General features: G+C 64.3%; 18 protein-coding genes. 9 read left to right on the forward strand and 9 right to left on the reverse strand.

The window, feature by feature from the left end:
* Nucleotides 1–18: 18 nt before the first annotated feature.
* From AC1DYW_RS04060 to AC1DYW_RS04075, 4 genes are all read left to right on the forward strand, one after another.
* Complete coding sequence (locus tag AC1DYW_RS04060; RefSeq protein ID WP_477225183.1) at nt 19–810, forward strand: ABC transporter ATP-binding protein; 792 nt, start codon at nt 19–21, stop codon at nt 808–810.
* A gap of 24 nt (nt 811–834) precedes the next feature.
* Nucleotides 835–2082, forward strand: a complete 1248-nt coding sequence (locus AC1DYW_RS04065; protein WP_477225184.1) for an SfnB family sulfur acquisition oxidoreductase — start codon at nt 835–837, stop codon at nt 2080–2082.
* Nucleotides 2083–2144: 62 nt separating this feature from the next.
* Nucleotides 2145–2705, forward strand: a complete 561-nt coding sequence (gene msuE / locus AC1DYW_RS04070; protein WP_477225185.1) for an FMN reductase — start codon at nt 2145–2147, stop codon at nt 2703–2705.
* A 114-nt stretch (nt 2706–2819) separates the two neighbouring features.
* Nucleotides 2820–3305, forward strand: coding sequence for a hypothetical protein (locus tag AC1DYW_RS04075; protein WP_095082895.1), 486 nt, complete (start codon nt 2820–2822; stop codon nt 3303–3305).
* A 15-nt stretch (nt 3306–3320) separates the two neighbouring features.
* On the opposite strand, the gene AC1DYW_RS04080 is transcribed toward AC1DYW_RS04075, so the two are convergent.
* From AC1DYW_RS04080 to AC1DYW_RS04100, 5 genes are all read right to left on the reverse strand, one after another.
* On the reverse strand, nt 3321–3860 hold the full coding sequence (locus tag AC1DYW_RS04080; RefSeq protein WP_477225186.1) for a hypothetical protein: 540 nt from the start codon (nt 3858–3860) through the stop codon (nt 3321–3323).
* Nucleotides 3853–6738 carry a sarcosine oxidase subunit alpha family protein gene (locus AC1DYW_RS04085; RefSeq protein WP_477225187.1) on the reverse strand — a complete coding sequence of 962 codons (2886 nt, stop codon included), beginning with the start codon at nt 6736–6738 and terminating at the stop codon, nt 3853–3855. Before AC1DYW_RS04085 ends, AC1DYW_RS04080 begins: the two co-directional genes overlap by 8 nt.
* A complete protein-coding gene (locus tag AC1DYW_RS04090) occupies nt 6735–7001 on the reverse strand; it encodes a sarcosine oxidase subunit delta (protein WP_477225188.1) in 267 nt (88 codons plus the stop codon). The genes AC1DYW_RS04085 and AC1DYW_RS04090 overlap by 4 nt, the downstream gene beginning before the upstream one ends.
* Nucleotides 7002–7010: 9 nt before the next feature.
* Nucleotides 7011–8264 carry a sarcosine oxidase subunit beta family protein gene (locus tag AC1DYW_RS04095; RefSeq protein WP_477225189.1) on the reverse strand — a complete coding sequence of 418 codons (1254 nt, stop codon included), beginning with the start codon at nt 8262–8264 and terminating at the stop codon, nt 7011–7013.
* Between the two features lie 96 nt (nt 8265–8360).
* Nucleotides 8361–9020: a TetR/AcrR family transcriptional regulator gene (locus tag AC1DYW_RS04100; protein ID WP_477225190.1), complete on the reverse strand. Its 660-nt coding sequence runs from the start codon at nt 9018–9020 to the stop codon at nt 8361–8363.
* A 248-nt stretch (nt 9021–9268) separates the two neighbouring features.
* On the opposite strand from AC1DYW_RS04100, the gene AC1DYW_RS04105 reads away from it, so the two are divergent.
* Both AC1DYW_RS04105 and AC1DYW_RS04110 read left to right on the forward strand, forming a co-directional pair.
* Nucleotides 9269–10708, forward strand: a complete 1440-nt coding sequence (locus AC1DYW_RS04105; protein WP_457150134.1) for an aldehyde dehydrogenase family protein — start codon at nt 9269–9271, stop codon at nt 10706–10708.
* Between the two features lie 65 nt (nt 10709–10773).
* Nucleotides 10774–11349, forward strand: a complete 576-nt coding sequence (locus AC1DYW_RS04110; protein WP_477225191.1) for a DUF1349 domain-containing protein — start codon at nt 10774–10776, stop codon at nt 11347–11349.
* Nucleotides 11350–11371: 22 nt separating this feature from the next.
* Here AC1DYW_RS04110 and AC1DYW_RS04115 read toward each other — a convergent pair whose 3' ends face one another.
* The 4 genes from AC1DYW_RS04115 to AC1DYW_RS04130 form a co-directional block, all read right to left on the reverse strand.
* Nucleotides 11372–12586, reverse strand: coding sequence for a glycosyltransferase family 4 protein (locus AC1DYW_RS04115; RefSeq protein WP_477225192.1), 1215 nt, complete (start codon nt 12584–12586; stop codon nt 11372–11374).
* A 118-nt stretch (nt 12587–12704) separates the two neighbouring features.
* On the reverse strand, nt 12705–14228 hold the full coding sequence (locus AC1DYW_RS04120) for a mercuric reductase (protein ID WP_477225193.1): 1524 nt from the start codon (nt 14226–14228) through the stop codon (nt 12705–12707).
* Nucleotides 14218–15549, reverse strand: coding sequence for a glucoamylase family protein (locus AC1DYW_RS04125; protein ID WP_477225576.1), 1332 nt, complete (start codon nt 15547–15549; stop codon nt 14218–14220). The genes AC1DYW_RS04120 and AC1DYW_RS04125 overlap by 11 nt, the downstream gene beginning before the upstream one ends.
* A gap of 279 nt (nt 15550–15828) precedes the next feature.
* Nucleotides 15829–16608: a helix-turn-helix transcriptional regulator gene (locus AC1DYW_RS04130; RefSeq protein ID WP_457150138.1), complete on the reverse strand. Its 780-nt coding sequence runs from the start codon at nt 16606–16608 to the stop codon at nt 15829–15831.
* Between the two features lie 160 nt (nt 16609–16768).
* Between AC1DYW_RS04130 and AC1DYW_RS04135 the strand changes: the two genes are divergently transcribed.
* Genes AC1DYW_RS04135 through AC1DYW_RS04145 form a run of 3 tightly spaced genes read left to right on the forward strand, consistent with a single transcriptional unit; the run spans nt 16769 to nt 21598 of the window.
* The gene (locus tag AC1DYW_RS04135) at nt 16769–18898 is read left to right on the forward strand and encodes a hydantoinase/oxoprolinase family protein (protein WP_477225577.1); all 2130 of its coding nucleotides are present in this window, start codon (nt 16769–16771) and stop codon (nt 18896–18898) included.
* 13 nt (nt 18899–18911) lie between these two features.
* The gene (locus AC1DYW_RS04140) at nt 18912–21116 is read left to right on the forward strand and encodes a hydantoinase B/oxoprolinase family protein (protein ID WP_477225194.1); all 2205 of its coding nucleotides are present in this window, start codon (nt 18912–18914) and stop codon (nt 21114–21116) included.
* Entirely contained in the window at nt 21113–21598 is a 486-nt protein-coding gene (locus tag AC1DYW_RS04145) for an acetone carboxylase subunit gamma (protein ID WP_477225195.1), read from the forward strand. Before AC1DYW_RS04140 ends, AC1DYW_RS04145 begins: the two co-directional genes overlap by 4 nt.
* Nucleotides 21599–21658: the final 60 nt, after the last annotated feature.

Raw genomic sequence — 21658 nt, forward strand, 5'->3', positions numbered from 1 at the left:
CACGGGAAGTAAGAGCCCATGCCGAACGATGACGTCATTCTTGTCGTGGACGCAGTTCATGCGACCTACAACCACGCCATCACCGCGTTGCACGGCGTCAGCTTCGAGCTAAGGCGCGGCGAGATCCTGGCGCTGCTCGGCGCCAACGGCGCCGGCAAGACCACCACGCTGAAGGCCGTCTCCAACCTGCTGCCGGCTGAGCGCGGTCAGGTCAATGCCGGTACCATCCGCTATGACGGCAGCGATGTCTCGCGCCGCCAGCCGGGAGATCTGGTGCGCGCCGGACTGGTGCAGGTGCTGGAAGGCCGGCACTGTTTCAAGAGCCTCACCGTCGAGGAGAACCTGGTCGCCGGCGGCATCGGCCGCAGCGGTCGCCGCGCCGAGATCAACGGGGATCTCGAGCGGATCTACGGCTATTTTCCCCGTCTCAAGGAGAAGCGCCGGACCCTGTCCGGCCTCACCTCTGGGGGCGAGCAGCAGATGACGGCCATCGGCCGGGCGCTGATGTCGCGGCCGCGTCTTCTGGTTCTCGACGAACCCTCGATGGGGCTCGCGCCGCTCATCGTCCAGGATATTTTCCAGACGCTCCGGAAACTCAATCGCGAGACCGGCCTGTCGATCCTCGTCGCCGAGCAGAACTCGGCGGTCGCGCTTAGATATGCCGACCATGCCACGGTCCTCGAAAACGGCGTCTCCGTCCTCTCCGGTGCGGCTGCCGAGCTTCGCCAGCGCGAGGATGTGCGGGCCTTCTACCTGGGGCAACAGGCATCGCCGGCCGCCAAATCAGCTCATCTTCATGCCGTTGCCTGAACCGAAATCTAAAGGAACAGTGAAATGACCGTCTCGACCGTCAAGACCGACCACGCCTCCGCCGCCGTGCCGCCAGTCGCAAGGCCAACCGCGTCGGCGCACATCGTCAAGGACGACGCCGAGGCGATTGCCATCGCTCAAGCGCTCGCCGCCGAATTCGCTAGGGATTCTTCCCGGCGCGACCGCGAGCGGATCTGGCCCGTTGCCGAACTCGATGCGTTTTCGCAAAGCGGCCTGTGGTCGATCAATGTGCCGAAGGCATTCGGTGGTCCCGAATTGTCCTATGCCACCCTCGCCAGGGTGATCGAGATCATCTCGGCGGCGGATTCCTCGATCGGCCAGGTTGCGCAGAACCATCTTGGTGTCGTCGCCGCCATTCGTACGGTGTCGGATGCGGATCAGCAGAAGCTGCTGTTCGCCGAAGTGCTGAAGGGCACGCGGTTCGGCAACGCCTTTTCCGAGTTCGGCTCCAAGCGCGCCGCCGATTTCGAGACCCGCTTCACTGATGCCGGCGATCATGTCGTCGTCAACGGCCGGAAATTCTATTCGTCCGGCGCGCTGCTCGCTCATCTGGTGCCGATCGTGGCGCTCGATGACGAGGGCCGTGCCTGGTATGCGATCGCCGACCGCGCCGCGCCTGGCCTGACGGTCATCGACGACTGGTCGAGCTTCGGCCAGCGCACGACGCTGTCCGGCACAGTCATCATCGACAATGTCAAGGTGCCGAAGACGCATCTGGTGCCCGGCTACAAGGGCTATGACAAGCCGACCGCCGACGGCGCCATCTTCCAGATCATCCAGGTGGCGGTGGACACCGGCATCGCCCAGGCGGCGATCGACGAGACGGTCAGTTTCGTCAGGACCAAGAGCCGCGCCTGGATCGACAGCGGCGTCGACAATGCCTGGGACGATCCCTACACCATCCAGGCCATCGGCGACCTGACGCTGCGCCTGCACGCTGCGCAGGCGCTGCTGGAAAAGGCCGGCCTGGCGATAGACCGGGCGGTGGCCGAGCCGACCGCCGAGACGGTGGCGCATGCGCAGGTCGTCACCGCCGAGGCGAAGATACTGTCGACGGAAATCGCCATCGCCGCCACCAACAAGCTGTTCGAACTGGCGGGAACCCGCTCGACGCTGGCCGAGCACAATCTCGACCGGCATTGGCGCAACGCCCGCACGCACACGCTGCACGATCCGGTGCGCTGGAAATACTCCATCCTCGGTAAGTATTTCCTCAACGGCGAAAATCCGCCGCTGCACGCCTGGAGCTGATTTTTCCACCGGCGGGCACAGGTTCGCCGCATCAGACATCGATCATCAAGAGGCCCACTGCCATGTCAAATCCAACAGTCGTCGGCTTTTCCGGCAACATCACCCTGCCGTCAAAGACGCGCGCCTTCGTCGATCTGGTCACCAGGGACATAGCAGCCCGCCACGGCCTGTCGGCGAGCACCTATGATATCGAGGATCTCGGTCCGTCGCTGGGAACGGCAAGATGGGCTCGCGATCTCGACAGCCAGGCGCGCCCAATCCTCGAGGAAATCCTCGCTGCCGACGTGCTCGTCGTGGGGTCGCCGACCTACAAGGGCAGCTATACCGGCCTGTTCAAGCACTTCTTCGACCTGATCGATCCGGCCGCGTTGCGGGGAAAGCCCATCCTGTTGACCGCGACCGGCGGTGGCGAGCGCCACGCCTTGATCGTCGAGCACCAGCTGCGGCCGCTGTTCGGCTTCTTCGAGGCCTTCACGCTGCCCACCGCCGTCTACGCCACCGACAAGGATTTTACCGACGGCGTGCTGCGCTCCGATGCCATCCTGAAGCGTGCGGCGCAGGCGGTGGACGAGGTCTGCTTCGTGCTGGCCAACCGTTCGGCTGGAAGGATCGCCGCCGAGTAGCATTCCGTCGGCGGATTGCGACGATAATTCCTGTGGGCGGTAGTCTCGCTTACGCGCAATTTACGACCGCCCGCTACATCTGTTCCTGTCTGATTCGTCTGAGACAGGAACGTCATGAGCAAAGCCCTCACATCCTTCGCACTGGTCGCGGTGCTGACCGCCTTGCTCATGGCGTTGAGCCTGGCTGTCGCCAGGCACGGCTATCCCTATGGCGCGATCGGCGTCAGGCGGCTCGATGGTATTGCCGATGCCGGAACGTTCATTCCGCTTGCCGCGGTCTATTTCTTCAGCGCCCTGCTGATGATGATCCTGCCGATCAGGGCGGCCAGCATCGTTCTCACCCATGCCGCCGATGCGGTCTTCTGGACCGTGATCGTGCTGTTTGCCGCCATCGTCGGCTGTCTCGCTGCCAGATGGGCCTTCGGCCAGGGCAGCGCCGTGTGGGCGCTGCTCAACTGGCGGTTCCTGTTTGCCGCAGCGATCGTCGGTTGCCACTTCGTCATGAACGAGCTGCGCCGCAATGTGCTGCTGCGCAGCCTGTTCTTCGTGGTTTTTGCCGCCGCGACGCTGGCCTGCCTGTTCTGGTCCTTCTCGCTCTGACCAGAGCATAGCCGGCTAGTTTCCTGACCCGACGCTGATGTTGCTGGCCGCCGTTGCCATCCATGTCCAGAGATAGGCGGCAAGCCCGCGATCGACATGGATGCGCAGCCTGCCCTGATGGCGATAGACGATGGCGCTTATGCCGGCGTAGGAAAGCGCTGCGCTGGCACTCGCTTGCTTGGCATCGAGTGTCGTCCCGCGCGCGATGAAAGCGTCGAGCGCCGAGCCCTCGACCTCGAACACCTGCAGCCCGGCGCTGACCGCCGTCACCGCGAAGCCTTCTGCGTGCCAGCCCATCGCGACGGCGAGTGGGCTGTTCGACACGACGAGCAGCCGGTCGCGCGCCAGCCGCGCCGCATAGCGGTCGCCTTGCGCTGTGCGAAAGGCACCGACCCCATTTCCGTCCAGGCCGGACGCCCGCGACCAGGCGTCGAGGTCGCCGCTGACCAGCAACTGATTGAGGCCGGCGGTCGCGCGCGCCACGAGGCCGGGTGCCGTGATGACCGCCGACTGCCAGTCGGGCGCGACGGACCATTTTTCAGCCAGATCACGCATGCAGCCGGTCTCCTGCCGGGTCGAAGGCGCAAGGCGCGGCAATCGTCGCCTTGCTGACCTTGCCGAGGTGCTGGATGTCGATCGTCTCGCCGTGGCGGGCGGCGCCGCGTTCGATCAGCCCAAGTGCGACCGGACGACCGAGTGCTGGGCTCTGGTAGCTCGAGGTGACAAAGCCCTGGCTGCGCAATCTGCCGTCGCTCCGCCTGACGCCATGCGCGCCGGTCGGCAGCGGCGCTTCGCCTTGAGGCACCGTCAGTCCGACAAGCTGCATGCGGTCGCCGCGCGAAGCCTCCTCGGTGAACAACGAGCGGCGGCCGACGAATTCGCCCTGACGTTTGGCGCGCGGACCATCGACGCCGAGGTCATGCGGCAGCGTGGTGCCGTCAGTGTCCTTGCCAATGACGATAAACCCCTTCTCGGCCCGCAGGATCATCAATGCCTCGAGGCCGATGACAACCGCGTCGAACGCCTGGCCGGCATGGCGCAGGTGCGCCCACAGCGGCTCGGCGCGATCAGCCCGGATGGAGATCTCGTAGCTCCTGTCGCCGGTGAAGCTGACGCGGGCGATGCGGACCTCGTCACTGGCATAGGAGCCATGGCTGACCGCCATATGCGGCAGGTCGGCATCGTCGAGCGAGAGGCCGAGATCCAGCGTTTCGAGCAACTTCCGGGCGTTAGGCCCGGAAACGGTCAGCGTCGCCATTTCGGCGGTGGCGTTGTGGATGTAGACGGCGCCGCGCCCGAAGCGGTCCTGGCGCCACTCCTCGAGCCGCGCATGCACTGCAGCGACATGCGAGGACGAGCACGACACCACGAAGCGATGCTCGTCAAGCCTCACCAGCACACCGTCATCGAAGACCACGCCATTCTCCGACAGCATGAAGCCATAGCGGCAGCGGCCGGGTTTCAGCGTCGACATGGTGTTGTAGTAGATGAAATCGACGAATTCGGCCGCCTTGGGTCCGATCACCTCGATCTTGCCGAGCGTTGAACCATCGAACAGCGCGACCGACTGGCGAGCGCGCCGCGCCTCGTCCGCGATGGAGCGTTCCGCATCGGCGTTGCCGCCATAGTGAGCCGGGCGCAGCCAGCCGCCATACTCCTGGAAGACGGCGCCGCTGGCACGATGCACGCTCTCCAGCGGCAGCCGGCGCACTGGCGCCATCAGTTCGCCGGCGCGCGTGCCAGCGAAGCTCGCCAGCGGCACCGGCGTGAACGGCGGGCGATAGGTGGTGGTGCCGACCTCCGGCACCGTCCGGCCGGTGATCCCGGCCATCAGCGCTAGACCCGGCAGGTTGGAGGTCTTGCCCTGGTCGGTTGCCATGCCGAGCGTCGTGTAGCGCTTCAGATGTTCGACCGAGACGAAGTTTTCGCGTGCCGCCAGTTCGACGTCCTTCACCGTCACGTCGTTCTGGTAGTCGATCCAGATGCGTCCCTTCGAGCCGGGCATCGGCCATACCGCGAGAATGCCGCCCGTCGCTTCCGGCCCGGTGCTGCGCGGCACCGCTGTCGTGGTCTGGCCGAGCGATGCAATCGCCTTGCCGGCGCCTGCAAACACCTCCGACAAGGAAACCGCACCGGCTGCGGCGCCGGCCACGGCGATACCATCGACCGGGTCGCCCGGCAGGAAGGCGGCGCGCGCCTCGCTCCAGGCGAGCTTGCCCCTGGCCTGGCCGAAGAGATGAATGGTCGGCGACCAGCCACCCGAAACCAGCACGCAATCGGCATCCAGCCTGGTGCCGTCATCGAGGGTCACGGCTTGGACACGCAACCTGCCCTGCGCGGCGGCGAGGCTGCGTCCCGCGATCAGCCGGACATTGGCAGGCCCGGCGGGCGTGTCGTCGCGCCGCAGATCGACAAGCGTGACTTCGGCGCCGGCCGTGGCGAGCGCCTCCGCCACTTCATAGGCGCTGTCATTGTTCGTGGCGATGACGATCCTGCGGCCGACCAGCACCGCATGCCGCCTGAGATAGGCGAGTGCGGCATCCGCCGACATGATGCCCGGCAGGTCGTTGTTGGCGAAGGGCAGCGGCCGCTCGATGGCGCCGGTCGCCAGCACGATCTGGCGCGGCCTGACCCGCCACAGCGTGTCCGGCCGTCCGTCGCGATGGCGCTGGTTCAGGCCGACCAGATTGTGGTCGTAGACGCCGAAGGCGGTGGTCGAAGACAGGACCAGGTGACCGGCCGCGGCAAGCTCCGCAACCACCTCCTCGATCCAGTCGGCGACCGGCTTGCCGTCGATCTCACCAGTCCGGTGGCCGAGCGATCCGCCTGGCCTCAGTTGGTCGTCGACCAGCGTGACGGTGAGACCCGCGCCGGCCGCCAGCCTTGCCGCCGCCAACCCGGCCGGTCCCGCGCCCACCACCAGCACGTCGCAATGGTGGTTGATCTGGTCGGCTGTGCCCTGCGATGTCCAGTCCGTATCGACCGTGCCCAGTCCCGCCATGGCGCGGATGCGCGGCTCGAACATGTGCCAGTCGGGCCACATGAAGGTCTTGTAGTAAAACGCCGCTGGAATGAAGCGGGAGAAGCGATCGAGGAAGGCGTTGCGGTCGGCCAGTGCGGTTGGCGTGGCGTTGACGCTTTTCGCCACCAGCCCGTCGCGCGCCGCCTCGGTCGTGGCCCGCGTGTTCGGCGTCGCCGGCACGCTGCCGCCGATGTCGACCAGTGCGTTCGGTTCCTCGACGCCGGCGCCCCAGATGCCGCGCGGCCGGTGATACTTGAAGCTGCGGCCGACGACCGCGACATCGCCGGCCAGCAGCGCCGAAGCGATGGTGTCACCGGCAAAGCCGTGCACGGTGGCGCCGTCGAAGCTGAAGCGGATCGGCCGCGACCGGTCGATGGCGCTACCGCCGGTGGCGAGGCGCGAGGCGGTCACGCCGCGTGCTCCCCACCAAGAGCGGTTGAGGACACCACCGTGTGGGTGACGGTGTCACGTTCCATGACGAAGAACTCGCCGCAGTTCATATGCACCCAGATTTCGCGCGCGGTGCCTTTCGGGTTGGAACGCAGATAGAGGTAATCAGCCCAGCGCCCGACCGACACATCGACGCCATCCGGCCGCGTGTTGCCGGCATCGCCGCCATAGTGGAACTCGGTCTCGTCGCGCGGGCCGCAGAACGGGCAAGGGAAAAGCTGCATAAAGTCCTCTTAATGCGCGATGCCAGAGCCGGCCGCTTCGTCGATCAGCCGCCCACTGGCGAAGCGATCCAGGTCGAACGGACGGCTGATGTCGTTGTGCTTGCCTGTTGCCAGCAATTGCGCCAGCAGCGTGCCGCCGGCGGGGATGGCCTTGAAGCCCCCCGTGCCCCAGCCGCAATTGAGGAACAGGCCGGGCAATGGCGATTCACTGATGATGGGCGAGGAGTCCGGCACGACATCGACGATCCCTGCCCATTGCCGCATCAGCTTCAACTGGCCGAAGATCGGGAACATCTCCAGCACGCCGGCAATCACCGTCTCCAAGGAGGGCAGATTGCCGCGCTGCGCATAGGAGGGGATGCGGTCGAGCCCGCCGCCGATGACAATCTCGCCCTTGTCCGACTGGCTGACATAGACGCCTGTGCCGGGCGACAGCACCACCGTGTCGAGGATCGGCTTGACCGGTTCGGAAACGCAGGCCTGCAGCGCGTAGGAGTTGATCGGCAGGCGAAAGCCGGCCTTGGCCGCCAGCACCGAGGAATGTCCGGCGACCGCCATGCCGGTGCGGTCGGCACGGATCGCGCCCCGCGTCGTCTGGACGCCGCGGCAGCGGCCGCCCTCGATGATGAAATCGGTGATCTCGCAGTTCTGGATGATGTCGACGCCGAGCCGGCTCGCCGCCCGCGCGTAACCCCAGGCGACCGCGTCATGGCGCGCCGTACCGGCCCGGCCTTGCCAGATGCCGCCGAACACCGGGAAGCGCGCATCGGTTGAGAAATTGTAGATCGGCGCCACCCGGCGCACATCCTCGGGCGAAAACAGCTCCGCATCGATTCCGTTGATCTGCATGGCGTTGACGGTGCGCGCCCCAACCTCCATTTCGGCGGTGCTGTGACAAAGATTGACCATGCCGCGCTGCGACAGCATGACATTGTAGTTCAGATCCCTGGACAACCCCTCGTAGAGCCGGTGCGCCAGCCCATAGAGCTCTACGCTTTCCGGATAATAGTAATTGGAGCGTACCACGGTGGTGTTGCGGCCGGTGTTGCCGCCACCGATCCAGCCCTTTTCCAGCACTGCAACCCGGCTGATATTATGGTTCCTTGCCAGGTAGTAAGCTGTCGCCAGCCCATGGCCGCCGCCGCCAATGACGATCGCGTCATAGGATGGCTTCGGTTCGGGCGATCGCCAAGCGGGCTGCCAGCCGGTCTGGCCGACCAGACCCTCCTTGAAGAGCGACAAAGCGGAATAAATTCTGGTCATGGCGTGCCGGGCAAGCTGCTCTCTCAGTTTAAAGCGTAATGGTATTGTACATATATGTCTAGTACGCCTGTCCATCGTGCACGTAGTGGATAGGTGCTAGCGTTTGCGCGAAATCGTCTCCTCGACGTAGCGCGAGAACGCCTCGACATCCTCTGCCAAAGGCTCCTGGCCGGTGAAGCTGCGCAGATACAAGGCGACCTGAGCCAGGCGGCTGCTCATTGGCTCGTTGAGTTCGAGGGAGTAATAGCCGATCTGCATGAAATAGAGCACGCGGGCGCGCACGAACGCGTCTTCTTCGTCATAGCCGTGACGCACGAACATGTCGCGAATGGCATCGACGCGCTCCTCATCGGCCTCGTCGAGCGCGCGCCTGATGGCAGGCGAGCGACGGGCCCAGGCCCTGATCGCGAAATCGAGCTGCGGATCGAACAGCCTTTCGTCCACCCAGCACTCGAAGATGCTCATTACCCCGCGGATCACGGTCGCGGAGGGCCGTCTGGCGCGTTCGACGATGAACCTGGTGTTGGTCTGCCGCCAGTAGTCCAGCAACTGGTCGAGCAGGTCCTGACGGCTCTTGAAATACCAGTAGAAGCTGGAGCGCGAGACGTCGAGCTTCTGGCCAAGGGTCAGCACGCGGACGCGTTCGACACCATCCGAGATCAACGTTTCGAGCGCAAGCTTGAGCCAGTCTTCGCGGGTGGCCTTGATGTTTCCGGTGGCGCCGGCGCGCTGGATCGTCGTATCTGTGGCTTCCATAGGCACGACGCATGACACGCTGCATCAGGCAAATCAAGGCTATGGACACTTCTGTCCAGGTCAATTCGGCCTGGCCCGGATGATGCCTCACGTATGGCGCTGTCGCCGCCGCGCCATCGGCATGATGCCAGGCCTGGGATTTTGTCGCGGGCGGCCAGCCCACTGCATGCTTTCCCGAAAGGCAATTGTCTGGCAAATACCAATTCAGACAGACGCCGCCGCGCGGCCAACCAGCAGGAAGACAAGACATGACCCTGTTTCGACAGAACCTAATCGATGGCGAATGGGTCGGCGACGCCGGCTCCCGCAACATCAACCCTTCGGACACCGGCGATGTCGTCGGCGACTATGCCTCGGCGGGTGCCGCGCAGGCGGGGCAGGCAATCGCTGCCGCAAAGGCCGCGTTTCCGGCATGGTCCCGGTCTGGTCCGCTGGCGCGCCACGCAGTGCTGAAAAAGGCCTCGGACGAGATTATGGCGCGCAAGGACGAGATCGGCCGCAATTTGGCGCGTGAGGAAGGCAAGACACTGGCCGAAGGCATCGGCGAGACCATTCGCGCCGCCCAGATATTCGATTTCTTCGCCGGCGAAACATTGCGCTTGTCAGGCGAGGTCGTGCCAAGCGTGCGGCCGGGCGTTGGCGTCGAGATCACCCGGGAAGCCGTCGGCGTGGTCGGCATCATCACGCCGTGGAATTTCCCGATCGCCATTCCGGCCTGGAAGATCGCTCCGGCGCTCGCCCATGGCAACACGGTCGTCTTCAAGCCGGCGGAGCTGGTTCCCGAGAGCGCCTGGTCCATCGTCGACATCCTGCATCGCGCCGGCCTGCCGAAGGGCGTGCTCAATCTCGTCATGGGCAAGGGCTCGGTCGTTGGTCAGGCCATGCTCGACAGTCCAGATGTCAACGCTATCAGCTTCACCGGTTCGGTCGGCACGGGCAAGCGCGTCGCCGCCGCAAGCGTCGAGCACATGCGCAAGTTCCAGCTCGAAATGGGCGGCAAGAACCCGCTGGTCGTGCTTGACGATGCCGACCTTGCGGTCGCCGTCGATTGTGCGCTCAACGGTGCCTTCTTCTCGACCGGCCAGCGCTGCACGGCTTCGTCCAGGCTGATCGTGACCGACGCCATCCATGACCGTTTTGTCGATGCCCTCAAGGATCGCATGGGCAAGCTGGTCGTCGGCGACGCTCTCGACGCGCAGACCCAGATCGGCCCGGTCGTCGACGCGACCCAATTGAAGCAGGACGAGGATTATATTGCCATCGGCGTCAGGGAAGGCGCCACGCTCGCCTTCGGCGGCGAACGGCTCGACCGCAAGACGCCCGGCTTCTATCTCAACCCGGCCCTGCTGACCGAAGCCACCAATGCCATGCGCAGCTCGCGCGAGGAGATTTTCGGCCCTGTGGCGAGCGTCATCCGCGTCAAGGACTATGACGAGGCGCTTTCCGTCGCCAACGACACGCCCTTCGGGCTGACCTCGGGCATCTGCACCACGAGCCTCAAGCACGCCACGCACTTCAAGCGCAATTCGGAGGCCGGCATGGTGATGGTCAACCTGCCGACGGCGGGCGTCGATTTCCATGTTCCCTTCGGCGGCCGCAAGGGGTCGAGCTACGGCCCGCGCGAACAGGGCCGCTATGCCATGGAATTCTACACCACGGTGAAGACCGCCTATACCTTCGCAGGCTGATCGGCCACCCTGCCGATCATGCCGGCGATACGGCAACATCAAGAACACCGGACCGGCGCGCGGCGATGACATTGCGAGACCTGACCTGGCTCAATCCGCCGCCGCACCATGCCATCGACGGCGATACAGTTCGTGTGCGCACCGGCAAGGAGACCGATTTCTGGCGCGAGACCTTCTACGATTTCTGGCGCGACAACGGCCACTTCCTCTACCGTAAGGTCGAGGGCGATTTCACCGCCGAAGTCACTGTCGAAGGGCGCTACGAGGTGCTCTACGATCAGGCCGGATTGATGGTCCGGCTCAGCGAAACGCACTGGATCAAGGCCGGTATCGAATACACCGACGGCGTTATGTATTTTTCCGTCGTCGTCACCAACGATGCCTCGGACTGGTCGCTGGCCACCATTCCAGCCAGCCCGCACGGTGTGCGGATCCGCTTGACCCGTCATGCCGAGACGATCCGCATCCAGTATCTCGATGCTTCCGACGGCCGCTGGAAGCCGGTGCGGCTCGCCTATTTTCCGATCTCGAAGGTGGTCGATGTCGGCATGATGTGCTGTTCGCCGCAACGCGAAGGTTTTGAGGTCACGTTCTCCGGCTTTTCGGTCGGCCCGCCGATAGCGCGGGAACTGCACGACTGAAGCCTGCGCTTCTGCGCCTCAATCACCCACCAGCCTCGTCCAGCCCCAGCCCGTCGCGAACGGCGTTGCGGATGGCTCGCGGACCGAACCTGGCCCAGACCGCCTGATGTGCGCGGATGCGTTGCTTTGCTCTGCGTTCAGCGTCCAGGCAAAGTCCGACCGCCATGTCGGCAAGCACTTCATCGGAAACCGACAGCAGCAGCTCCTGGTTCTCGACAAAGCCAAGCCCCTCTGCCGCCAGCGGTGTCGCGATTACCGGCACGCCCCAGGCCATCGCCTCCAGGATCTTGATGCGCGTGCCGCCGCCTGCCACAAGCGGGATGATGGTAAGATGCGCCCTGGACAGGAGCGGCGCCATGGTTTCCGGGTCTTCGACGAGCTCCACCCCTTGCAATCCGGCCAGCGCCCGCACTGCAGGCTTCGGCCTGCGCCCGGCAATAATCAGCGTCGCCGCCGGAAAAGCCGCCTGGATTCGAGGAAATATGATGCCGGCTAATCTCTTGGCGGCATCGACATTTGGCGGATAGTCGAGATGGCCGACGAACAGGATCACCGGAGAGTCATTGTCAGCCGCATCCTGGGCGCGCAGCGTTTCGGGGATATCGCCGGTGTGGGGAATTCCGTTAGGAACGACGTCGACCGGCACCTTGTGCGGGAAAAGGGTCATCAGCCTTGCGCGGTCCTCGTTCGAGCAGACCCATACCCTGTCGACGAGGGAAAGCGCCTTTCCTTCGAGGCGCCTGATGGCAATGGCCGTGGCAAGCCTGGCCGCGGCGGATCGCGCCTTGTCGGCGCGATGCAATTGTCCCGCCAGGTCGGACTCGACATTGTGCATGTCGAGGATGAGCTGTTTCGCCAGGGGTCTCAAAGGCTGCAGCAGCTTGAACAGGCCTATGCCCTCGACCACAATTGTGTCCGGGCGGAAGTCTCGAACGAGGGCCTCGAGCCGCGTCAGGGCAGAGCGCGAAATGCGATGTTCTGCCCTTATGCGCCACCAGCCGATCGAACCGGTACGAGCTTCGCCTTCGTTCGACAGGGCCTCGATGCGGATCGACGGATCGACTGCTTTCACAGCCTGCGGCCGCACCGATGCCAGGCAGACGGGTCCGAACGCCGCTGCCGCCACGGCATTGCGGTGGTTGCGCAGATCGGTGCCGGACTGCGGCGGAAAGGCCGGATCGTGCGACACGACCAGCACACGCCGTTCGGCGCTCCGAGGCTCTGTTCCAGACGGCATTCCAGACCGTTCCGCAATCACAAAAGGGGTTCGACTTGTTTAGCTGAACGGCGCTTTCGTCAAGCGGCGGATATACATTGGATGTCTGGTGCAGCAACATGGCGGCGGGCCACAGGGGTCACCGCCTGGACCACGCCAGCCAGCGCGCCGACAACCGCTTCCACAGCGAGGTGAACCGGGTTCGCCGGTAAGCGTCTCCGGCCATCTTTATGCCTCGTGCCTGCGTCGGGAAGGGATGGATGACGTCGGCAAGCGCGTGCAGTCCCATACCGGATTTGATGGCGAGCGACACCGCATTGATCATCTCGCCTGCATGGCTGGCGACGACCGTGGCACCCAGGATGCGATCCGACCCTTCCTTGACGTGGATTTTGACAAAGCCCTCCTCCTCGCCGTCCATGACCGCACGCGCGACGTCGTGCATCAGCACCGTATAGGTCTTGACCGGGATGCCATCCTGGCGCGCCTGTGCCGGATAGAGGCCGACATGGGCAATTTCCGGATCGGTATAGGTGCACCACGGCACGACCAGCTGGCTCACCCTCTTGCGCCCGAGGAACAGGGCGTTCTGCACGACGATGCGGGCCGTTGCCTCCGCGATATGGGTGAATTTGTAGTCGAGGCAGACATCGCCCGCCGCATAGACGCGCGGATTTGTGGTCCGCAGATAATCGTCGACCTTGATGCCGTTGGCATCGTATGCCACCCCGGCGTTTTCCAAGTCGAGACCGTCGACATTGGGCGAACGGCCGATGCCGGTGATGATCTCGTCGACGGAAATCGTCGTCGTGTCGTCGTCCCGCAGCAGGTCGGCGAGCTTCTTGCCGCCTGCCGTCCGTACCGCCACAACCTCGGTGTTGAGCCGAACCTCGACCCCTTCGCGCGCCAGCGCATCCGAAAGGACCTGGGCGGCGTCGCGCTCCTCGCCGGGCAGGAACATCGGGTCCCGCTGGGCCAGGATGACTTTCGCACCCAGCAGGCAGAAGGCCTGCGCCGCCTCGCAACCGAGCGGCCCGCCGCCGATGACCAGAAGCCGTGGCGGGCAGGCTGTGAGGTTGAACACGGTCTCGTTGCTGAGATAACCGGCTTCGGCCAGCCCCGGAATCGTCGGCAGGCTCGCACGGGCACCTGTCGCGACCAGCGCCTTCTTGAAACGCAGCGTCTTGCCGGCGACCATGACCGCGTCCAGTCCGGCAAACCGCGCTTCGCCGAAAAAGACATCGATGCCTTCCGAGGCGATGGTCGCGGCCGAATCGGCGCGGCTGATCCGCTGCCGGATTTGCCGCATCCGCCTCATGGCCCGCTGGAAGTCGACGTGAAGACGGTCCGGCGTGTCGCCGCCAAAACTTTCGGCATCGCGCATATCGGCATAGAGCCTGGCCGTGCGGATGACCGACTTCGACGGGATGCAGCCGACATTGACGCAGGCTCCGCCGATCAGGTTGCGCTCGATCAGCGCGACCTTTGCGCCGAGGCCGGCCGCGTCGCGGGCGGCGGTCAGCCCGGCCGGCCCGGCGCCGATAACGACGAGGTTGTAGGGACCGTCCGGCTCCGGGTTCTTCCAGTGCGGTGGATGGGCGTGCTGGATCAGCTCGACGTCATTGCGGTCGACAGGGAAGGCGGCAGTCCGGTCACGCGCCATCGCCGTCATCCCTCGACAGCCATCCACCCGTGAAGCCCGCCTTGCGCAAGCCGCGACGGATGTGCTGGTTGGAGCGCATCAGTTTCCAGACCAGGCGCGAGCGGTGGTTCTCGATCATCATCACCACAATGCCCTGGTCCAGACCGTAGTGGCCTTCCGACACCCAACCGTTGCGGCCGAATTTTCGCCGGTTCGCCAGTGTCGGGTTGAAGCCGCTCGGCAGCCGGAAATTGTCGACCACCTCGGGGTAGCGATCCCCGAGATGGCGCAGCGCCGCCAGGCAGATCTCCGGCGCGAAAGGCAGTGACGCGGGGTAGGACCATGGGGCGATCGTCCCGTCATCCGGCCCGAACGGAGCGCCACGCGCGGCATAGCCGGAAAACCGGCGACGCTGACGCTCCACGCTGGTGCGAAAGCCGCCGGGCCCGTCGCCTGCCGAAAGTCCCCACAGGTTCTCGTCGTAACCCCCATAGCCATAGGGGTTGTGTCGCGCATAGTCGCGGTGGAGGTAGGTCGAGCGGCGGCTGTTTTCGAAATAGTCCGAATTCTTCTCGCGCATGAAAGCGTCGCGGATGCCGGCGAAATCGATCCAGGCATGCGAGAACTGGTGCATGAACAGCGGTCCGCCATAGAGCACGTCGTAGCCGTAGATGTTTTCCCACTGGTAGGTGGCCGTCCAACCTTCGTAGCTGTCGCCGGAGGTCGGGCTGTCGGGCGAGGCCATCGACAGCACATAGAGGATCGTCGCTTCGTTGTAGCCTTCCCAGCCATAGTGGAGAAAGCCGCTCTTCGGCTTCCAGCCCTGCCGCAAGGTCGGACTGCTGCCTTGCGCCCACCGCCAGTCGACACGCCGGTAGAGTGTCTCGGCCAGCCGGCGGATTTCGGTTTCCTCGTCATCGTCACCGGAGAAATAGGCGCCCGCCACCAGCACGCCGGCGATCAGCAATGCCGTATCCACCATCGACAGTTCGCAGCGCCAGACGCGCAGGCCGGTCCGCATGTCGAGAAAGTGGTAGTAGAAGCCTTTGTGGCCGGTGACGTCGTCGCCATTGCCTTGCGTGGAGGTCGAGAAGAAGCGCAGTGCAGCAAGGGTCAGTTTCACCGCCGCCTCGCGTGTCATCCAGCCGCGCTCGACGCCAATCGGATAGCAGGACAGGGCGAAACCGACGACGGCGATGCTGGCCGGCGAATTCGGCCGCGACGTATCGGCGACCAGCCCGTTCTCCGCGTTCACATTCTCCAGGAAATAGTCGAAGGCCGCACGCTGGTAGCGATCCAGAAGCTCGTCATCGGACAGCGCGGCGGGTTCGGCCCTAAGCAAACGATGCACACTCCAGCCTGACCGCTGCAGGTTCCGCCGGTCGCATGGCGAGCCCATGGCAGGTCATCGCGCATGCCGAACAGTCACTCGGTCTCATGGCTTTCCCATATCTTTCTTGCGTTCTCGTCGATTCGGGCGTTGGCAATCATACGCGTGTAGCGCTCCCTTCGTTGCCCCCGTCACGCAGAATTGTAGCTGTATCCGCCGACGCAGGGAATGGTCCGGTGGATGGCGCTGTCACATCGCCACCGACGGAAAGGCACGTCGACGCAGGAGCATCTATCGGTCCACCTGGTGCTGGAAGAACTGCAGGAACAGTTCCCGCTCGGTGGTGATGTCGAGTTTTTCGTAGATGCGGCGGCGATGGTTCTTCACGGTGCCGACGGTGATGCCGAGGCGCTCGGCGATGTTCGCCGTCGGGTGGCCGGCCAGGATCAGCTGGACCAGTTCCCGCTCGCGCAGCGACAGTTCCGGCCACAGGCTTGCCGGGATGGTCGGCTCCTGCCGGGGCGAGGCACCGGGGCCGGTCGGTGCTGAGGTGCGGGAGAACTCGGTTCCGCGCGCCTTGATGTCGAGCGCATGCAACGCCTCGAACACCGGCAGCCGCTCGTCCAGCAGGGCGATCTCGCTGTCCTTGAATGCGGTGGTCGAGCGGTCGAGGAAGATGCCGAGGCACCAGTCGCCGCCATCGGCCAGCATGATGCCAACCTCGTCGCAGATTTCCGACTGCGCCAGGAAGCCGGCTATGTACTGGCCGCGCTTGGCCGCGTCGTCGGCAAGCCGCTTCAGCGGCATGATGCCGAGCCTTCGCTCGCGCCGCCACGAGGCATAGAACGGGTCGAAGACGTAGTAGCTGGCGAGATAGCGCTGCACCATCTCGTCCGAGAAGCGCCGGTGCTTGACGAATTCCGGTGTCTGCGTCGCCGAATAGCGCGTCACGGTGACGAGGTCGTGCGCGATGTCCGCGCCGATCAGGTCGATCAGGCAATCGACATGCCTGTCCGTGCCGGTGGCGGCGATCGCTTTGGCGAGCGGCGCCCAGATGGTCCCCATGCGCATGCCCTTTTCTCGGCGATGTCGGTCAGCCCGTCATTGTGTCTTTAGGCATATGGCGCGAGGCCACCCGTCGAATCTAGCCTAGCGACAACTTAGACCAGATTCCGAGGCGACCGTGACCCAGCCCAACCTCACCAGCCCCATCGTTGGCAATTCGCCAATCATTGGCAATCCAATTGTCATCGGTATCGACGCCGGCGGCACCATGACCGACACGATCCTTGTCGATCAGGACGGCCACTTCAAGATCGGCAAGTCGGCGACCACGCCGAAGAACGAAGCCGAAGGTTTCCTCGCTTCGGCCGAGGACGCGGCGGACGCCTGGGGCATCTCGCTGGAGCAGCTGTTTTCCGGCGTCAATGTCGTGCTCTATTCCGGTACCGGCATGCTCAACACGCTGCTGTCGCGCACCGGGCGCCGGCTCGGCCTGATCACCACCAAGGGCCTCGAGGACATGATCCTGATGGGTCGCGGCCTGCAGGCCTGGGCCGACTATTCCTACGCCGACCGGCTGCATGCGGTCACCCACCATCATCCCGATCCGCTGGTGCCGCGCCGCCGTACCCATGGCGTTACCGAACGCATCGACCAGTTCGGCGACATCGTGCTGCCGCTCTACGAGCATGAGGTCGCGGCGGCCGCGAAAAAGCTGATCGCCGACAAGGTCGAGGCGATCTGCATCATGACGATCTTCTCGCACGTCAATCCGGTGCACGAGAAGCGCATTGCCGAGATCTGCCGCGAGGAGATCGAGAAGGCCGGCGCCGAGATCACCGTCTACACCAGCCACGAAGTCCGCCCTGTCATCCGCGAGCAGTCGCGGCTGAACTCGGTGCTGATCGAGGCCTACGCCACCTCGCGCGGCCGCAAGCAGCTCAAGGGGATCGAGGACGTCTCGAAGAAATACGGCTTCAAATATGGGGTGCAGACGCTGCTCTCCTTCGGCGGCCTGACCTCGATCAATCATCCGCGCCTGCATGAAACCATGATCTCAGGCCCGATCGGCGGCATTCTCGGTGCGGCCTATGTCGGCAAGCTGATCGGCAATGACTCGCTGATCTGCTCGGACATGGGTGGCACTTCCTTCGACATGGGGGTCATCACGCGCGGCCAGACGCGGATCGAGAACGAGCCGCTGATGGACCGTTTCAAACTCAACGTGCCGACGCTGCATCTCGACACCATTGGTGCCGGCGCCGGCATGATCCTCAAGGTCGATCCGCTGACCAAAAAAGTCAGCCTAGGGCCGGAAAGCGCCGGCTCCGATCCCGGCCCGATCTGCTTCGCCAAGGGCGGTACCGAGCCGACCATCGCCGATTGCGACGCCATTCTCGGTCGGCTGAACCCGTATTACTTCCTCGGCGGCAAGGTCGTGCTGCAGGTCGAGAAGGCCCGCAAGGCTTTCGAGGAAAAGTGCGCCAACGTGCTCGGCGTCGGTGTCGAGGAGGCCGCCGAAGGCATGATCGACATGCTGGAGGCCGACGCCAACAACGCGCTGCGCCGCGTCATCTCGGGCCAGGGCATCCATCCGTCGGAATTCACGCTGCTGTCCTATGGCGGCTCTGGCCCGCTGCATCTGGCCGGCTGCTCCAGGGGCATCGGCTTCAAGGACATCATCACCTTCCAGTTCGCCGCCGCCTTCTCCGCCTTCGGCTGCACCACGGCCGATTTCATGCGCCGGCATTCGGTGTCGACGCAGCACGACATCCCCTCGCGCGCCGACGAGCCGACGCTTGCCGCTTTCGGCGCCAAGGTCACCACGGTCTGGAACGATCTGACCAAGGCCGCGGTCGACGAGATGATCGCCGACGGCCACGCGCGCGAAAAGATCAGGACCGTGCCGTTCCTGATGATGCGCTACACCGGCCAGCTCGAGGACGTCGAAGTGATGGCGCCGCTCGCCGAAGTCAATTCGGCCGACGACATGCGCAAGGTGCTCGACGAGTTCGAGGCGGTCTATGCCAAGGTCAACCACCGCGTGTCGCGCTATGGCGAGGCCGGGTTCACCATCACCGAACTCGGCCTGATCGCCACCGCCGACAAGGTCAAGCCGGTGCTGCTCAAGCGGCCGCTCGGTGCCTCCAATCCGGCTGCCGCCCACAAGGGCGTGCGCGAGGCCTATATCGGTGGGCGCTGGCACAAGGCCAACCTCTACGAGATGGATCTCTTGCAACCCGGCCATGAGGTGATCGGGCCCGCCATCATCGAACATCCCGCCACGACGCTCGTCGTCCACCCGCAAGATCGCGTCCATGTCGATGAATGGACGCTGCTGCACTACACCCACGCTTGAGAGGGCGATCGCCATGTTGGACAAACCTGCCTCGGCCCTGCGCCTTCGCGAAAGACTGCTCGATTCCGAGCGGCTGATGGAAGAGACCGGCTGCTATGACGGCATCACGGAACTCACGCTGCGCAACCAGGATCCGTTGAAATTCGAGACCCTGCACACCAAGCTGCGCGCCTATTGCGTCTCGGCACGTGAAATGGCCCGGCGCATCTCGGCCTCGCCTGGCGTGCGCGAGGTCGGCGAGATGGTGGTCGCCATCTACACTCCCGAGGGCGACGCCATCGCGCTGTCCAACGGGATAATGGTGCATGTCCACACGATGAGCCGCTTCATCAAATGGATGATCAAGAACAATTACGAGGAAAACCCGCGCATCCGCGAAGGCGATATCTTCGCCAACAACGATGCCTTCATCGGCACCGTGCAGGTGCCCGACGTCATGGACGTGGTGCCGATCTTCCATGAGGGCACCCTGGTCGGCTGGGCCGGTGCCGTCTGCCACGAGCTCGAGGCCGGCGGCATCACGCCCGGCGGCGACGTCTGCCTGGCGCAGGAGCGCTTCACCGAAGGCCTGTTCGTATGCGCCGAAAAGATTGGTGAGAACGACGAGATCCGCCGCGACTACGTCATCCGCTGCGAGCGCAATCTGCGCATGCCGATCTACTGGGTGCTGGACGAGAAGGCCAAGGTCGCCTCCTGCATCGACATGCGCGAAAGCGTCAAGCAGCTGATCTCCGAGATCGGCCTCGACTACTGGATGAAGGTGTCGAAGGAGTTCATCGAGGAAGGCCGCCGCGCGCAGCTTGCCCGCACCCGCCAGCTCACCGTGCCCGGCATCTATCGCGGCCACACCTTCTATGGCCACGTCACGGCAGGCAAGCCCGGCTTCCAGCTGCTCGGCGATCCGGATTGGCTCTACAACATCCCGATCGAGATGGAGATCACCACCGACGGCAAGATCACCATGGACTTCGAGGGCACCCAGCCCTGGGGCTACCATTCGATGAACTGCACGCCGGCCGGCATGGATGGCGGCATGTTCGTGACCTTGACCCAGCACATGAATTTCGAAGGCCTGGTCAATGACGGCGCCTGGATGGCGACCGAGCTGAAACTGCCGCACGGCACCTGGACCAACCCCGACAACGAGATGGTGGCGACAGCCACATCATGGGCGCTGCTGCTGCCGGCCTATGGCGTGTTCCAGCGGCTGCTGTCGCGCAGCTTCATTGCCCGTGGTTTCGTCGAGGAGGCCTTCGTCGGCCAGGTCAACAGCCCGATGATCGAGATGGGCGGCGAAAGCCAGTACGGCACACCGTTCGGCATGGCACACTTCGAATGCGCCGCCGCCGGCTCCGGCGCTCTGGCCATCAAGGATGGCCTCGACACCGCCTATGTCGGCTGGAACCCGGAATCCGACATGGGCAACATCGAGGTCTGGGAACAGTCGATGCCGATGGTCTATATCGGCCGCTCGATCGTGCCGAATTCCGGCGGCGCCGGCAAATATCGCGGCGGCTGTTCCTTCGTCTCGACCTGGCTGATCAACAAGACCCCGCATCTGCGGCTCCACACCTCGGAGCACTCTTCGCGCGTGTTCGACAATGGCGGCATGTGCGGCGGCTATCCGGCGCCGACCTGCCAGAAGCACCGCGCCGTGCGCAATTCCAACATCCATGAACTGGCGGCCAGGGGCGAACCGCTGGCGCATGCGCCAGGCATCGACCCGCTTGTGTCGGACTATGAGAAGAACATTGGCGGCGACCATGTCGTGGTCGAGGGCCCCTACATCACCTCGCCGCACAAGGAGGGCGATATCTTCAGCCATTCCTACAATGGCGGCGGCGGCTACGGCGACGTGCTGGAGCGCGATCCGATCAAGACGGCCTGGGATGTCGAGAACGGTTTTCTCACCCGCGAAGCGGCGGACAGCGTGTTCGGCATCGTGCTGAAGGACGATGAGGACGGTTATCCCAAAGCCGATATCGATGCGACCGTGACGCGTCGTGCCGCCATGCGCAAAGAGCGGCTGGCGAAAGCAATCCCGGTGGCGGACTGGATCGCCACCGAGCGAGGCAGGGTCGAAAAGGCCGACTTCGCGCCTGAGGTGAAGAAAATGTACGCCAGCGCGATCAAGCTGTCGTCGCGCTTCACCAAGGATTTCAGTGATTTCTGGAACGTCGACGCCAAGTATATCTTCACGCCGGGAGCAAAGCCATGACCTCGTACAGCAAGGAAGTCATCCGCGATCTGGCTACCGGCCAGCTGCCCTGGCTGCAGACGCGGCGCATCATGAGTGCCTACAAGGACGATGACCGCTTCTTCAAGATGGTCGCCGTCTATCAGGACCGTGTGGCCTGGAAGGATCCGATCCTGCTGCCGGTCTCGGATCACCTGTTCATCTGCCAGAGCGGCGATGAGCGGATAACCCGCTGCGAGTGCGGCCACTCCTTCGGCGACTACCGCAAGAACTGGAAGCTCAACGCCGCCATCAACGTGCGCAACACCGAGCAATCCCTGCGCGAGATCTATCCGAACAGCGATCTTCCCGATCCCGAATGGATGGAAATCCGCGAATTCATCTGCCCGCAGTGCGGTACCTTGCACGAGGTCGAGGCGGCGGCGCCGGGATATCCGATCGTGCATGATTTCGAACCCGATCTCGAAGGCTTTTATCGCGAATGGCTGGGCAAACCACTTTGACGGCAGTGATCTTGTGAGCCGCGTTGCAGGCAAGGTAGCCTGGCTGCCTGCACCGAATTG

The sequence above is a fragment of the Mesorhizobium sp. P2_D5 genome (genome assembly GCF_056404355.1).